Consider the following 14,131-nt stretch of genomic DNA (forward strand, 5'->3'; position numbering starts at 1 on the left):
CAAGGTCGCGTACACAAGGAAGGGGGCACCTCCGTGGCAACGGGCAAGGTTCGCCCTCGGCGTAGCAAGGGCCCGGTCGTCGCCGTCACCGGCGCGGCCACCGGCGCGGGGCGGCTGCTGGCCGCCCGGCTCGCCGAACGGGAAGAGATCCGCAAGGTCGTCGCCATCGACGGGCACCGCGGCGACGTGCCCGGAGTCACATGGCGTGTCGTCGACATCCGCGACCCGCTGCTGTCGGGACGGCTCTCCGACGTGGACGTGATCGTCAACCTCGACATCGAGCACTCTCCGGACGTGGACCCCAAGGAGCGCCGCACCCACAACGTCCGCGGCGCGCAGACCGTCGTCACCGCCGCGGCCGCCGCCCGCGTCCGCCGGGTCGTGCTCGTGACCTCCGCGATGGTGTACGGGGCGGGTCCCGCAAACGAGGTGCCGCTCGACGAGGACGCGCCGCTGCTCGCCGAGGCCAGCACCTCCATCGCCGGCGACCACCTGGAGATCGAGGAGCTGGCCGCCGCCGCGCCGCTCACCCACCCGGGGCTGGACGTCACCGTCGTGCGCCCCGCCGCGCTCGCCGGGCCCGGCGTCGACACCGTCATCACCCGGCACTTCGAGTCGCCCCGGCTGCTGTCGGTCAAGGGCAGCACGCCCGGCTGGCAGTTCTGCCACGTCGAGGACCTCGCGTCCGCCCTCGACGTCGTCGTCACCGGCGAGGTGACCGGGCCGGTCGCGGTCGGTTGCGAGGGCTGGCTCGGCCCCGAGGAGGTCGGCGAGATCACCGGCAAACGGCCCATCGAGCTGCCCGCGGCGCTGACGTTCGGGATGGCGCAGCGGCTGCACCGGCTCGGCATGACCCCCGCCCCCGCCACCGACCTGCACTATGTCGCCTACCCGTGGGCCGTGGACTGCGCGCGGCTGCGGGCCGCCGGCTGGAAGCCGATGTACGACAACGCCGCCGCGCTCCGCGCCGTGATGGAGGAGACCGCCGGACGGCACGCCGTCGTCGGGCGCCGCGTCGGCGGCAAGGAGGCCACCATGGCGACCGCCGCGGGCGCGACCGTCGCCGCGATCGGCGCCGCCGCCGCGATCCGGCGCGCCCGCAAGCGCCGCCGGTAGGCCGGGCCGGTCGGGCCCGGCCTGCCCGCTCAGTCCGACGGCGGCGTCGCGCTCGGCGAACCTGACGGGGACGGCGAACCCGACGGGGACGGCGAACCGGACGGGCTCGGCGACGGGCTGGGCGCGGCCTTGCCCGCGGCCGCCAGCGCCGCCTGCGCCTCCTTGATCCGCTTCCAGGCGTCGCCCATGCCGGGATAGTCGCCCTTCTTCTGGGCGTTCTCGTAGTCCGTCACGGCCTTCTGCAGATCGCCGATCGCCTTCTGCGCCTCCGCGCTCAGCTGCTGCCCGGACGGCGGCGCCGTCGGGTTGGCCGGCGCCGCGCTCGCCCCGCCGAGGACCTGCTTCAGCGCGTCCTCCAGCGTGTCGGCCGCGGCGATGCTCTCCCCGTAGCGCACCAGGATCTTGCCGAGGATCGGGTACGGCTGCTGCTCGGAACCGCCCGCCGCCTTCGTGTACATCGGCTCGACGTACAGCAGGCTCCCCCCGAAGGGGATCGTCAGCAGGTTGCCCGGGACGGTCTTCGTCCCGCCCTGTCTCAGGTAGAACAGGTCGTTCTTCACCTTCGAGTCCGTCTCGAACGAGTTCTGCACCTGCCCCGGGCCCGCCGGCTGCGCGTTCCGCGGCATCTGCAGGATCTCGATCTGCCCGTAGTCGCTCCCCGGCGTCGACCCGACCGCCATGAAGGCCGCCAGCTGGGGGTTGCCCCGCGGGTTGAACACCGTCGTCAGCGAGAACGCCGCGGCGTCCTGGCCCGGCATCCGGAGGCTCTGGTAGTAGGGCGGCTGCCGCTTGCCCTTGGCGCTCGGGTCCTGCGGGACCTCCCAGAAGCCCTCGCCGTTGTAGAACGCCGACGGGTCCGTCACGTGGTACTTCGTGAGGATCTTCCGCTGCACCTTGAACTGGTCCTGCGGGTAGCGGAAGTGCGACTCCAGCTCCGGCGGGATCGACGAGCGCGGCTGCACCGTCCCGTCGAACACCTTCATCCACGTCTTGGTGATCGGGTCGTTCTCGTCCCACTGGTACAGGTGGACGGTGCCGTCGTAGGCGTCCACCGTGGCCTTCACCGAGTTCCGCAGGTAGTTGATGTGGTCGTCGGCCTGCCGCGCCACCGCCGACCGCGTGTCGGTGATCGTGTCGCGGGTGGCCTCGCCGAGGCTCATCTCCTCCGAGTACGGGTAGCTGTTGGACGTCGTGTAGCCGTCCACGATCCACAGGATGCGGCCGTTCACCACCGCCGGGTACGGGTCGCCGTCCAGCGTCAGCCACGGCGCGGCCTTCTGCACCATCTCCCGCGGCGACCGGTCGTAGAGGATCTTGGCGTTCTTGTTGATCGCCCCCGACAGCAGCAGGTTCTTGTCCCCGAACTTCGCCGAGTACAGCAGCTTGTGCATGAACGAGTCGATGGGGACGCCGCCCTGCCCGTCATAGGTGTTGCTCTGCTGCCCCGACTGGCTGTTGTCCGGGTAGTTCAGCTCCTGCTGTCCGCGCCCGCCGACCACCGAGTACCGCGGCGACCGCTCCCCGAAGTAGATCTCCGGCTGCGCCACCCTGATCCCCTGGTTCGGGGACGCGGGCATGTCCCGCGTGATGAAGCTCGGCTCCCGGGACGCGAACCGGTCCCCGAAGGCGGACACGAACCCGTAGCCGTGCGTGTAGACCATGTGGTCCTTCACCCAGCTGCGCTGCCCCGCCGGAGCACCGGACAGCTCGCGCAGCGCCACCACCGTGTCGACCGGCTTGCCGTCCACCTGGTAGCGGTCCACGTCCAGCGTGTCGGGGAACCGGTAGAACGGGCGGATCCGCTGCAGCTGCTGGAACGTCTCGCCCACGACGTTCGGGTCGAGGACGCGCACGCCGCCCAGGCTGTCGGCCTCCTTCTGCAGCTTCGTCTTGTCGGTCACCGGCTGCGACCCGTACGGGACGACCCGCGCCCCGTCCACCCCGTAGGCCATCCGGGTGTACTTGATGTTCCGCTCGATGTACCGGCGCTCCTTGGCCAGCTGGTCCGGCTTCACCTGGAACTGCTCGATCAGCAGCGGGTACACCCCGCCCAGCAGGATCGCCGACAGGACCAGCAGCGTGAACCCGACCCCGGGCAGCATCATGCCGCGCCGCAGCAGGTTGCCGAAGAACATCGCCGCGCACAGCAGCGCGATCACGAACAGGATCGTCTTCGCCGGCAGCAGCGCGTTCACGTCGGTGTAGGCCGCGCCCGTCGCCACGCCCCGCTCGGAATGCACCAGCCCGTACCGGTCGAACCAGTACGCGACCGCCTTCAGCAGGATGAACACGCCGAACAGCACCGACAGATGCGCCCGCGCGGGCGGGCTCGCCTTGTCGCCCGGCCCCTGCAGCCGCAGCCCCCCGTACAGGTAGTGCACCATCACCGCGGCGATGATCGACAAGATCACCGTCGCGAAGACCACCCCGAGGACGAGGCGCAGGAACGGGTACGTGAAGACGTAGAACGACACGTCCTTGTGGAACTGCGGATCCTCCACGCCGAACGGCGTCCGGTTCAGGAACGCCAGCCACACCGGCCACTGGCCCGCCACCGACGAGCCGGTCAGCACCCCGAGCAGGCCGAGGAGCGCGCCCGAGATCAGGCGCCGCCGCGGATCGATCACGGCCCGGTACCGCTCCAGGCCCTGCTGCTCGACCGACAGCGGCCGGTACGCCGGGCGCAGCCGGTACGCGACCAGCACGTTCGCGCCCACCACCACCGTCATCAGCAGCCCGGCGCCGAAGAAGAGGACGAGTTTGGCCTGCAACTGCGTCGTGTAGACCGACGAGAAACCGATCGACCGATACCAGAGCAGATCCGTGTACATGGCCGTGAGGACCATGAAAGCGACCAGCAGCACGGCAAGCGCCACCAGAACCGGCAGCGCGAGCCGGGTACGTCCGGAACCGAGCCGGCGCCCGAAACCGGGAGTCCGGAAGGTCAAGAGGCCCCTCCGATCGAGATCTCGCCCACCGGCCGCCCGCCGGTGCTGTAGATGCAACTTACCGACTGGCACGGGGGTTCCCGCATTCCTCCCGCCCGGAAGGGGGAAAGATGGGCCCGTGAGTCTTCTGGAAGAAGTCGTGCTGGACCTGGAACGTCATTCGGCTCAGGAGGGCTGGGACACCGCCCCCCGCCTCTACGCCCTCGTCCGCAGCACCGAACTGCGCCGCGCCGAACCCGACCTCGCCGACCAGCTCGGCCTGCACCCCGACGCTGACACGCTCGCCGCGCTCGAACAACCCGCCCTCCCCGACCGGGACACCGTCGAGGACGCCCTCGCCACCATCGCCTGGCCCGACGCCGTCGAAGGCTGCGCCCTCGTCATGGAACGCGTCGTCCTGCCGCCCGGCGCCGAGGACGAGATCCCCGAGGACGAGGACGAGGCCGCCGCCTACGCCGCGTCCCACCCCGGGCGCGAGGACGTGCGCATGGTCGTCGGCGTCCTGCGCGGCGGCGCCCGGCACTCCGCCCTCCGGCTCCGCCGCCACGACACCGACGACGAGGTCCTCACCGGCCCCGACCTCGTCCCGGCCCTCGCCGAAGCCCTCGCCGCCACCCTCGAACCCGACGAACCCGGCACGCACCCGCAGGAGTAGCCCCGCCGGGAGGTAGCCTGCGGGACGTGAGCCACAGCGCCCCGCAGACCGGCGGAGACGTCATCAAGCTGATCGGCGTCCGGGACACCCCGCTGTCCGTCGACGAGGTCTACGCCGCCGTCGGCGCCTCCGGCGCCGGCGGCACCGCCGTGTTCGTCGGCACCGTCCGCGACACCGACCACGCCCGCGCCGTCACCGCCCTTTCCTACAGCGCCCACCCCACCGTCGAACGCGAACTCCGCGCCGTCATGGAGAAGGTCGCCGCCGACTTCCCCGTCCTCGGGCTCGCCGCCCTCCACCGCGTCGGCGACCTGGACATCGGCGACATCGCCGTCGTCGTCGCCGCGTCCTGCCCCCACCGGGGCGAGGCGTTCGCCGCCTGCCGGCGCCTCATCGACGACCTCAAGGCGACCGTCCCCATCTGGAAGCACCAGACCTTCGCCGACGGCGGCGACGAGTGGGTCGGAGCCTGCTGAGCGCCCGAACCGCATAGAGTTTCCGGCATGTCTCGTCGTGCCACCACGCTCAGCGTCGCGAGCGTGCTCGTCCTTCTCCTCGCCGTCATCGGCTCCGTCATGCGCGTCCCCTACGTCGCGCTGATGCCCGGACCGACGCGCAACACCCTCGGCACCGACGACAAGGGACAGCCCCTCATCAGGATCGAAGGCCGGCGGACCTACCCGGTCGAGGGGAACCTCAACTTCACCACCGTCACCTACCGCGGCGGCCCCGGCGGCCGCATCGACCTGTTCACCGCCCTCCGCGGCTGGATCGCCGGCGACACCGCCATCGTCCCCGAAGAGACGATCTTCCCCAAGGACGAGTCGCCCAAGCAGGTCGACCAGGAGAACACCCAGGCGATGCAGGACTCCCAGCAGAGCGCCGAGGCCGCCGCCCTCCACCAGCTCCGCATCCCCGTCACCACCCGCGCCGTCGTCGACGGCGTCCAGAAGGGACGCCCCGCCGACGGCGTCCTCAAACCCGGCGACGAGATCACCGCACTCGACGGGGCCAAGGTCACCAGCGTCTCCCAGATCACCGGCGCCATGGCCAAGCACAAGATCGGCGACAGCGTCCAGGTCACCTACAAGCGCGCCGGCACGGAGCAGAAGGCCACCATCAAGACCGCCGCCGACCCCACCGGCAAGCGCGCCGTCGTCGGCATCGTCCTGTCCGACCAGTACAAGTTCCCCTTCAAGATCGACATCAGCATCGGCGACATCGGCGGCCCCTCCGCCGGCCTCATGTTCTCCCTCGCCATCGTCGACAAACTCACCGAAGGCCCCCTCACCCGCGGCGCCTTCATCGCCGGCACCGGAACCATCACCCCCGAAGGCCAGGTCGGCCCCATCGGCGGCATCCAGCAGAAGATGATCGCCGCCCGCCAGGCCGGCGCCACCGTCTTCCTCACCCCCAAGGACAACTGCGCCGACGCCATGAACGCCCGCCCCGACGGCCTCCGCCTCGTCCGCGCCGACACCCTCGACACCACCCTCAAGGCCATCGACGCCCTCAACACCGGCCAAGGCGCCGTCCCCGCCTGCACCAAATGACCCGCACCCGTCCCGACCACTCCGCCCCATGCCATAGACTTGAGCCATCACCGCGGGGTGGAGCAGTTCGGTAGCTCGCTGGGCTCATAACCCAGAGGTCGCAGGTTCAAATCCTGCCCCCGCTACTGGTCCTGGGGTCCGTGTGGTCGCCGCTTTGCGGCTTCCCCGCGGGCCCTTCGCATTTCGCCCGGGGGACGATCCCCCGGAGCCCCCTGTGCCTCCGCCATCCCCCACCCGCCCGCCCCCGGGGGCCCCGCCCCCTGTCCCCCCGGGGCTTCGCCTCCTGTCCCCCCGGGGGCCCGCCCCCTGTCCCCTTGGGGCTTCGCCGCCTTCTCTCGCCGGTCGGGGTCCCCCTTTTCGGGGGTGTCTCGAAGGTCGGGGGTGTGGTTAGGATCAACCCTCTTGGCCCCTCACCTGGGGGTTTGTGGGGAAGGCGGGTCTTTATGGCGGACGCGGTCGGGCGTGCTCGGCAGCACTCGGTGGGGGATCTGCTGCATCGGACGGCGCGGCGGTATCCGGGGAAGGTTGGCCGTTGTCAGCGGGGACCTCCGGGTCACCTACGCCGAGTTCGACGTCGCCGTGAACCGGGCCGCGCACGCGCTGGCGGCGCGGGGGCTGCGGAAAGGGGACCGGCTCGCGCTGCTCGGCCACAACTGCTGGCAGTACGCGGTGCTCACCTTCGCCACCGCCCGGCTCGGCGTGGTGCTCGTCCCCGTGAACTTCATGCTGAACGCCGACGAGATCGCCTACATCCTCGGGCACTCCGGAGCGTCCGGGATCGTCGCGGAGGACGCGCTCGCCTCGACAGCGGAGAAGGCGCTGGCCATCGCGGGGATCGAAGGTGGTGCGCGTGGATGGATCTCGTTGTCGGGGGCGGCACCTGCTCGGGGGTGGGAGGACGTTGACGCCTGGTGGTCCGAAGGAGCTGACGCGGCTCCGGACGTCCTCGTCGGGGACGATGATCCGCTGCGGCTCATGTACACGTCCGGCACCGAGTCGCGGCCCAAGGGCGTGATGCTGTCGAGCCGGTCGCTGATCAGCCAGTACGTGAGCTGCGTGATCGACGGGGAGATGAGCCCGGACGACATCGAGGTGCACACCCTGCCGATGTACCACTGCGCGCAGCTCGACTGCTTCTTCTCGGTCGACGTGTACCTGGGGGCGACCAGCATCATCCTGCCCGGGCCCGACCCCGCGGTGCTGCTGGAGACGATCGAGCGGGAGAAGGTGACCAAGCTCTTCTGCCCGCCCACCGTCTGGATCTCGCTGCTGCGGCATCCCGACTTCGACAAGCGGGATCTGTCGAGCCTGCGGAAGGGGTACTACGGGGCCTCGCCCATGCCCGTCGAGGTGCTGCGGGAGATGATGCGGCGCCTGCCGGACGTGCGGCTGTGGAACTTCTACGGGCAGACGGAGATGGCGCCGCTCGCGACGATCCTGCGCCCGCACGAGCAACTGGAGCGGGCGGGCAGCGCGGGACGCGCCGCGATCAACGTCGAGACCATGCTCGTGGACGACTCCGGCGAGCCCGTTCCGGCGGGTCAGGTCGGCGAGATCGTCCACCGGAGCCCGCACGCCGCCCTGGGGTACTACCGCGACGAGGAGAAGACCGCCGAGGCGTTCCGCGGCGGATGGTTCCATTCCGGCGACCTCGGCGTCATGACCGAGGACGGCCACCTTTCGGTGGTCGACCGGAAGAAGGACATGATCAAGACCGGTGGCGAGAACGTCGCCAGCCGCGAGGTCGAAGAGGCTATCTATGAGCTGGACGGCGTGGCCGAGGTCGCCGTCTTCGGCATCAGCCACCCGCACTGGATCGAGGCCGTCACCGCCGTGGTCGTCCCGAAGGCCGGTGTGTTGTTGAGCGTTGATGACGTCCACGCGCACACGCGCGAGCGGCTGGCGCCGTACAAGCGGCCCAAGTACGTCGTGCTCGCCGACTCCCTCCCGAAGAACCCCAGCGGCAAAATCCTCAAGCGCGACCTCCGCACGCGGCATGCGGGGCTTGCCGAGACCTGATCTATGGCGTTGGTGCTTTCCGGTCAGTCGATGTGGGGGGAGAGGGTTAGGGCCAGGTGGAGGGTCAGGCGGTCTTGGCCGTTGGTGAGGGTGAGGCTCGTCAGGGCTTCTATGCGGCGTAGGCGGTGGTAGAGGGTTTGGCGGTGGATGTTCAGGGCTGTGGCTGTTTGCTGGACGTTGCCTGCTAGGTCCAGGTACGTGCGGGCCGTTTTGGTGAGGTCCTGGTTGTGGAGAAGGCGTTTTGTGCCTTCGGTTTGGGTGGTTTGGCTCAGGGCCTCGTCGCCTGCGGTTCGGAGGAGGCGGAGGACGCCTAGGGACGTCCAGTCGCGGGTCTCGCCCGGGGCGGCGGTGCGGGCGGCCACGCGGGCCCGGAGCCAGCCCTCGTTGACGTCGTCCAAGGTGGGGCAGGGGGAGTACAGGCCCGCCTGGACGGGGGCGTGGCGCTCCTCCAGGAGGCGGCGGGCCCTGGTGAGGGTGGTCGCGGTGTTCGTCGAGGCCGGGATGAGCAGGACGTGGTCGCGCTGCCAGACCGTGGTCAGGACCGAGTGGGGGAGCAGCCACGGGTTGAGGGGCTCGGGGCTCGGGGTTCGCAGGACGGCCACCGTGAGGGGCGGGTCCGCCGCCTTCGCGTCGGTGAGGTCGTCGGCCGCCTGGGTGCGGACGTCGGCATGGGCGGAGAGCAGGTCCGCCACCTTGTAGCCGAGGTCGTCGCGCTCCCGGACCTGGCGGGCCATGAGGAGGCCGGCGCGCTCGCAGAGGGGCATGGCCTCCGCCGCCTGGTCGCCGGTGATGCGCTCCTCGTCGTCCAGGAGCCAGAGGTAGCCGTAGGTGACGTTGTTCCAGCGGGCGGGCAGGCACAGGCGGCCGAGCTGGCCGAGGGACGTGTCGGCCGGGATGCGGACCGGGCCCGTCGCGCGGGCGATGCCGTGGCGTTCGAAGCGGGCGCGGACGGCCTCGGTGGCGCGGCGGTGCAGGATCGAGGCCGTCCGGACGGGGTCGATCGTGTCGCCGTGGGCGGCGTAGGCGACCAGGTGGAAGTCGCGGTCCTCCAGGGTCGCGGGTGCGCGGAGGAGGTCGGCCGCCTGTTCCACGATCTCCTGAAGGTCGGGTGCCATCGGTTCCTTCTTACGTTTGTATGAAGATGGTGGCTGATGAAAGTGGCATTTGACTATAGGGGGTTGGGGGTGCTGCTCCTAACGTGCGAGGTGTTCCTCGGCGTTGGAGGCCTTCATGCTCGGTTCTGTGCTTCTGGTCGCGGCGCGCAGCGAGCGGATGCGCGATCTCGTCACCTCGGTGCCCCTGACCAGGGGGGTCGTCGACCGGTTCGTCGCGGGCGATGATCTGGGCGCCGCGCTGGAGGTGGTGCGGGGGCTTTCGGGCGATGGTCTCGCCGTGACCCTTGATCATCTGGGGGAGCACACCCGGGAGGCCGCCCAGGCCGTTGCCACGCGGGACGCCTACCTGCGGCTGTTCTCGGCGTTCGAGGAGCAGGGGCTCGCGGCGGGCGCGGACGCGTCGGTGAAGCTCTCGGCGCTGGGGCAGGCGCTGCCGGGAGATCTCGCTCTCGACCACGCGCGGGAGATCTGCGCCGCGGCGGGACGTGTCGGCATGACCGTCACGCTGGACATGGAGGACCACACGACCGTCGACTCGACGCTGGAGATCCTCGGCAAGCTCCGCGGCGACTTCCCGTGGGTGGGGGTCGCCATCCAGGCGATGCTGCGGCGCACCGAGGGGGACCTGCGGGAACTGGCGGGCGAGGGCTCGCGTGTGCGGCTCGTGAAAGGCGCCTACGCGGAGCCCTCCTCGGTGGCCTTCCAGAGCCGGCGGGAGATCGACCGCGCTTACGTGCGGGCGCTCCGGGTTCTGATGCGGGGGAACGGATACCCGATGGTCGGGAGCCACGACCCGCGGATCATCGAGATCGCCCAGGTGCTCGCGGCCGGGAGGTCGCCCTCTTCTTACGAGTTCCAGATGCTCTATGGGATCCGGGCCGCCGAGCAGCGGCGGCTGGCCCAGGACCACCGGATGCGCGTCTACGTCCCGTACGGGGCCGACTGGTACGGGTACTTCATGCGGCGGCTCGCCGAACGGCCCGCCAACCTCGCCTTCTTTCTCCGTTCGTTCGTCTCCCGCTAAGGAGGGTTTCCTTTCATGGACGCCGTGACCAACGTGCCCACGCCGGTGAACGAGCCGGTGCGCGGATATGCGCCCGGCAGCGCCGAGCGGGCCCGGCTGGAGGCCCGGCTTGCCGAGCTGACCGCCGAGGCGCCGATCGACCTGCCCATGACGATCGGGGGCGAGCGGCGGCTCGGCGGCGGGACCAAGGTCGCCGTCGTGCGGCCGCACCGGCACGCGTCCGTCCTCGGGACGTTCGGCACCGCCACGCGGGACGACGCGCGGGACGCCATCGCCGCGGCGCTCCAGGCCGCACCGGCCTGGCGGGCGCTGTCGTTCGACGACCGGGCCGCGATCTTCCTGCGGGCCGCCGACCTGCTGGCCGGGCCGTGGCGGGAGACGCTGCTCGCCGCGACGATGCTCGGGCAGTCCAAGACCGTCCAGCAGGCGGAGATCGACAGCCCGTGCGAGCTGGTCGACTTCTGGCGGTTCAACGTGCACTTCGCCCGCCGGATCCTCGCCGAGCAGCCGATCAGCGGCGACGGCGTCTGGAACCGGTCCGACCACCGGCCGCTGGAGGGGTTCGTCTACGCGATCACCCCGTTCAACTTCACCGCGATCGCCGGGAACCTGCCGACGGCGCCCGCGCTGATGGGCAACGTGGTGGTGTGGAAGCCGTCGCCCACCCAGACCTACTCGGCCGTCCTGCTGATGAGGCTGCTGGAGGAGGCCGGGCTGCCGGACGGCGTCATCAACCTCGTGACCGGTGACGGGCTCGCGGTGTCGGACGTGGCGCTCCAGCACCCCGATCTGGCGGGGATCCACTTCACGGGCTCCACCGCGACGTTCCGGCACCTGTGGAAGACGGTCGGGAACAACATCGAGAAGTTCCGGGGCTACCCGCGGATCGTGGGGGAGACGGGCGGCAAGGACTTCGTCGTCGCGCACCCGTCCGCGGACCGGGCCGTCCTCAAGACCGCGCTCGTGCGGGGCGCGTTCGAATACCAGGGGCAGAAGTGCTCCGCCGCGTCCCGGGCCTACGTCCCGCGGTCCATCTGGGACGGTGGGTTGAGGGAGGAACTGGCTGCCGAGGTCGACGCGCTCAGCATGGGGGACGTCGCCGACCTGTCCAACTTCATGGGTGCCGTGATCGACGAGCGGGCGTTCGCCAAGAGCAAGGCGGCGATCGACCGGGCCCACGCCGACCCGGACGTCGAGGTCGTCGCGGGCGGGACCTACGACGACTCCGTCGGATACTTCGTCCGGCCGACCGTGCTCGTCTCCGGCGACCCCGAGAACGAGATGTTCAGGGACGAGTACTTCGGGCCCATCCTCGGCGTGCACGTCTACGAGGACGACCGGTACGAGGAGATGCTCGCGCAGATGGAGTCCGTCGCCGCGTACGCGCTGACCGGCGCCGTCATCGCCACCGACCGGGCCGCCGCCGCACGCACGGCCGAGGCGCTCCGATTCGCGGCCGGCAACTTCTACATCAACGACAAGCCCACCGGCGCCGTCGTCGGGCAGCAGCCGTTCGGCGGCGCGCGGGCGTCCGGCACCAACGACAAGGCCGGATCGGTGTTCAACCTGCTCCGCTGGACGTCGCCGCGCTCGATCAAGGAGACGTTCGTCCCGCCGACCGACTACCGGTACCCCCACATGGGGTAGGCGCCCGTCAAGCCCCGATGCCCGTGGCCGGGAGCGAGACCCAGCCGCGGGTGAAGGGGGAGGAGATCCGCCGCGCGTTCTCCAGGTCGACGCCCGCGCGCGGATGCGCGCCCAGCAGTTCTTCGAGCGCGACGCGGGCCTGGAGCTTCGCCAGGTGCGAGCCGATGCAGAAGTGCACGCCGCTGGAGAAGCCCAGGTGACGCGGGATCTCCCGGGTGATGTCCAGCTCGCCGGCGGACGGGCCGAACTCGCGCTCGTCCCTGTTCGCCGACCCGAACAGCATCATCACCTTCTCGCCCTCCGGGATCTCCCTGCCGTGGAGCGTCACGGGACGCGTCGTGGTGCGGGCGAGCGCCTGCACCGATGCCTCCAGGCGGAGGAACTCCACCAGCGCGTTCGGGATCAGGGACGGGTCGGCCGCCAGCCGCTCGCGCTGGACGTGGTCGCCGTCGAGAAGCGCCACGCCGTGCGAGATCAGGTTGCCGGTCGTGTCGTTGCCGCCCGCGACCATGACGAAGCAGAACCCGAGGACGTCCCAGTCGGTCAGGCGCTCCCCGTCCACCTCCGCGGTCGTCAGCGCGCTGATCAGATCGTCGGACGGATCGGCGCGGCGCGCGGCGATCACGTCGGAGAAGTAGGCGAACATCTCCGCCACGGCCGCCGTCGCGTCGTCCCTCAGCGCCGTGAGGCCGAACCCGTCGTCCTGCAGGGTCGTCAGCGCGCTCACCCACGGATCGAATCGCGCGCGGTCCGCCTCGGGGACGCCCAGCAGGTGGGCCAGTGCGAAGGTCGGGACGGGCGACGAGAAGTCACGGTGCAGGTCAGGGGTATCGCCCTCGGCCGCCTTGCTCTCCATCAGCCTGATCCTGGAGCGGGCGAACTCGCGGAGAAGGTCCTCCAGGGCGGCGATCCGGCGCGGGGTGAAACCGTGGCTGATCAGGCGCCGCAGGACGGTGTGCCGCGGCGGATCCAGCATCACGATCGTGGGGGCGAGGCCCAGCGTGCCGATCTCGTCCGGATAGAACGTCAGACCCTGCGCGGACGAGAACGCGTCCGCGTCTCGCGTCGCCGCCCAGATGTCCTCGAACCGGGACAACGCCCAGAACGGCGGATCGTCGTGGTGATGGACCGGGTCGTCGTCCCGGAGCCGCCGGTACGCGGGATACGGGTCGGCCTGGAAGCCGGGATCGAACGGGTCGTAGACGTCCGCCATGGCGCGGCCTCCGTACTAACGGGAAGCGTTATTAACGCATTCCGTTAGTATCATCGGCATGCCGAAAGACGCAAGAGCCACCCGCGACGCCCTCATCCGCGCCGGAGCCCGGCTCTTCGCCGCCCACGGCATCGACGCGGCCCGCACCCGAGACATCGTCGCCCAAGCCGGACAGGGCAACGACTCCGCCATCACCTACCACTTCGGCTCCCGCGCCGGCCTCCTCGACGCCATCCTCCACGCCGGCATCACCCGCATGGAACCCGCCCGCGCCGCCACCCTCCCCGGCCTCCACACCCGCGACCTCCACGCCATCGTCGCCGCCATCGTCCACCCCACCGCCGACGAACTCCGCACCGAACACGGCCGCGACTTCCTCCGCATCACCGCACAACTCGCCGGACGCGCCGGAATCCGCGACCACCGCACCCCGCCCCTCATCGAAGGCACCGCCCTCCGCGAACAACTCCACCTCCTCGAAACCGCCTGCCGCGCCACCCTCCCCGAACCCCTCGCCCTCGAACGCATCTCCCTCTTCATCGCCTTCCTCACCGCCGCCCTCGCCGACCGCACCGGACGCATCGACCCGACCGGCCACGACCACACCCTCCTCACCCACGACACCTTCGTCACCGACCTCACCGCCATGCTCACCGCGGCCCTCCACGCCGCCCCGCCCGAAACCGGTTTGCCTAAGCCACCCCCGCCCAATACAGTTAAGACATCACCGCGGGGTGGAGCAGTTCGGTAGCTCGCTGGGCTCATAACCCAGAGGTCGCAGGTTCAAATCCTGCCCCCGCTACCGGTCCTGGGGTCCGTGTGGTCGCCGCTTTGCGGCTTC

General features: G+C 70.6%; 11 protein-coding genes and 2 tRNA genes. 10 read left to right on the forward strand and 3 right to left on the reverse strand.

Going from position 1 to position 14,131, the window contains the following annotated elements; genetic code table 11:
* The first annotated feature begins 33 nt into the window (after positions 1-33).
* Positions 34-1,116 (forward strand): NAD-dependent epimerase/dehydratase family protein, encoded by a 1,083-nt coding sequence (locus K8Z49_RS40540; protein ID WP_021593930.1) that lies wholly within the window; start codon positions 34-36, stop codon positions 1,114-1,116.
* Positions 1,117-1,145: 29 nt separating this feature from the next.
* Here the strand turns inward: K8Z49_RS40540 and K8Z49_RS40545 are convergent, their stop codons facing one another.
* The gene (locus tag K8Z49_RS40545) at positions 1,146-4,064 is read right to left on the reverse strand and encodes a UPF0182 family protein (protein ID WP_075022209.1); all 2,919 of its coding nucleotides are present in this window, start codon (positions 4,062-4,064) and stop codon (positions 1,146-1,148) included.
* Between the two features lie 118 nt (positions 4,065-4,182).
* On the opposite strand from K8Z49_RS40545, the gene K8Z49_RS40550 reads away from it, so the two are divergent.
* The 5 genes from K8Z49_RS40550 (at position 4,183) to K8Z49_RS40570 (ending at position 8,291) form a co-directional block, all read left to right on the forward strand.
* Complete coding sequence (locus K8Z49_RS40550) at positions 4,183-4,719, forward strand: PPA1309 family protein (RefSeq protein ID WP_024935770.1); 537 nt, start codon at positions 4,183-4,185, stop codon at positions 4,717-4,719.
* A gap of 26 nt (positions 4,720-4,745) precedes the next feature.
* Entirely contained in the window at positions 4,746-5,195 is a 450-nt protein-coding gene (locus K8Z49_RS40555; protein WP_412516690.1) for a molybdenum cofactor biosynthesis protein MoaE, read from the forward strand.
* A gap of 27 nt (positions 5,196-5,222) precedes the next feature.
* Positions 5,223-6,272: a YlbL family protein gene (locus K8Z49_RS40560; protein ID WP_024935771.1), complete on the forward strand. Its 1,050-nt coding sequence runs from the start codon at positions 5,223-5,225 to the stop codon at positions 6,270-6,272.
* A 51-nt stretch (positions 6,273-6,323) separates the two neighbouring features.
* A tRNA-Met gene (locus K8Z49_RS40565) sits at positions 6,324-6,397 on the forward strand.
* A gap of 400 nt (positions 6,398-6,797) precedes the next feature.
* Positions 6,798-8,291 (forward strand): acyl-CoA synthetase, encoded by a 1,494-nt coding sequence (locus tag K8Z49_RS40570; RefSeq protein ID WP_412516691.1) that lies wholly within the window; start codon positions 6,798-6,800, stop codon positions 8,289-8,291.
* Positions 8,292-8,314: 23 nt separating this feature from the next.
* On the opposite strand, the gene K8Z49_RS40575 is transcribed toward K8Z49_RS40570, so the two are convergent.
* Positions 8,315-9,406 carry a PucR family transcriptional regulator gene (locus K8Z49_RS40575; protein WP_412516692.1) on the reverse strand — a complete coding sequence of 364 codons (1,092 nt, stop codon included), beginning with the start codon at positions 9,404-9,406 and terminating at the stop codon, positions 8,315-8,317.
* 115 nt (positions 9,407-9,521) lie between these two features.
* Between K8Z49_RS40575 and K8Z49_RS40580 the strand changes: the two genes are divergently transcribed.
* The gene (locus K8Z49_RS40580; RefSeq protein ID WP_024935772.1) at positions 9,522-10,430 is read left to right on the forward strand and encodes a proline dehydrogenase family protein; all 909 of its coding nucleotides are present in this window, start codon (positions 9,522-9,524) and stop codon (positions 10,428-10,430) included.
* A gap of 15 nt (positions 10,431-10,445) precedes the next feature.
* On the forward strand, positions 10,446-12,077 hold the full coding sequence (gene pruA, locus K8Z49_RS40585; RefSeq protein WP_075022204.1) for an L-glutamate gamma-semialdehyde dehydrogenase: 1,632 nt from the start codon (positions 10,446-10,448) through the stop codon (positions 12,075-12,077).
* A gap of 7 nt (positions 12,078-12,084) precedes the next feature.
* Here the strand turns inward: pruA and K8Z49_RS40590 are convergent, their stop codons facing one another.
* Complete coding sequence (locus K8Z49_RS40590) at positions 12,085-13,290, reverse strand: cytochrome P450 (RefSeq protein ID WP_021593921.1); 1,206 nt, start codon at positions 13,288-13,290, stop codon at positions 12,085-12,087.
* A gap of 58 nt (positions 13,291-13,348) precedes the next feature.
* On the opposite strand from K8Z49_RS40590, the gene K8Z49_RS40595 reads away from it, so the two are divergent.
* Positions 13,349-14,041, forward strand: a complete 693-nt coding sequence (locus K8Z49_RS40595; RefSeq protein WP_412516693.1) for a TetR/AcrR family transcriptional regulator — start codon at positions 13,349-13,351, stop codon at positions 14,039-14,041.
* Positions 14,019-14,092, forward strand: a tRNA-Met gene (locus K8Z49_RS40600). Before K8Z49_RS40595 ends, K8Z49_RS40600 begins: the two co-directional genes overlap by 23 nt.
* The last annotated feature ends 39 nt before the right edge of the window (positions 14,093-14,131 follow it).

It is taken from the genome of Actinomadura madurae (genome assembly GCF_047130825.1).
GTDB classification, from domain to species: domain Bacteria; phylum Actinomycetota; class Actinomycetes; order Streptosporangiales; family Streptosporangiaceae; genus Spirillospora; species Spirillospora madurae.

What these genes read in the sequence shown, in the direction of transcription:
- K8Z49_RS40595 (WP_412516693.1), top strand. Translation starts at nt 13,349, where the DNA reads ATGCCGAAAGACGCAAGAGCCACCCGCGACGCCCTCATCCGCGCCGGA.
- K8Z49_RS40560 (WP_024935771.1), top strand. Translation starts at nt 5,223, where the DNA reads ATGTCTCGTCGTGCCACCACGCTCAGCGTCGCGAGCGTGCTCGTCCTT.
- K8Z49_RS40580 (WP_024935772.1), top strand. Translation starts at nt 9,522, where the DNA reads ATGCTCGGTTCTGTGCTTCTGGTCGCGGCGCGCAGCGAGCGGATGCGC.
- K8Z49_RS40575 (WP_412516692.1), bottom strand. Translation starts at nt 9,406, where the DNA reads ATGGCACCCGACCTTCAGGAGATCGTGGAACAGGCGGCCGACCTCCTC.
- pruA (WP_075022204.1), top strand. Translation starts at nt 10,446, where the DNA reads ATGGACGCCGTGACCAACGTGCCCACGCCGGTGAACGAGCCGGTGCGC.
- K8Z49_RS40590 (WP_021593921.1), bottom strand. Translation starts at nt 13,290, where the DNA reads ATGGCGGACGTCTACGACCCGTTCGATCCCGGCTTCCAGGCCGACCCG.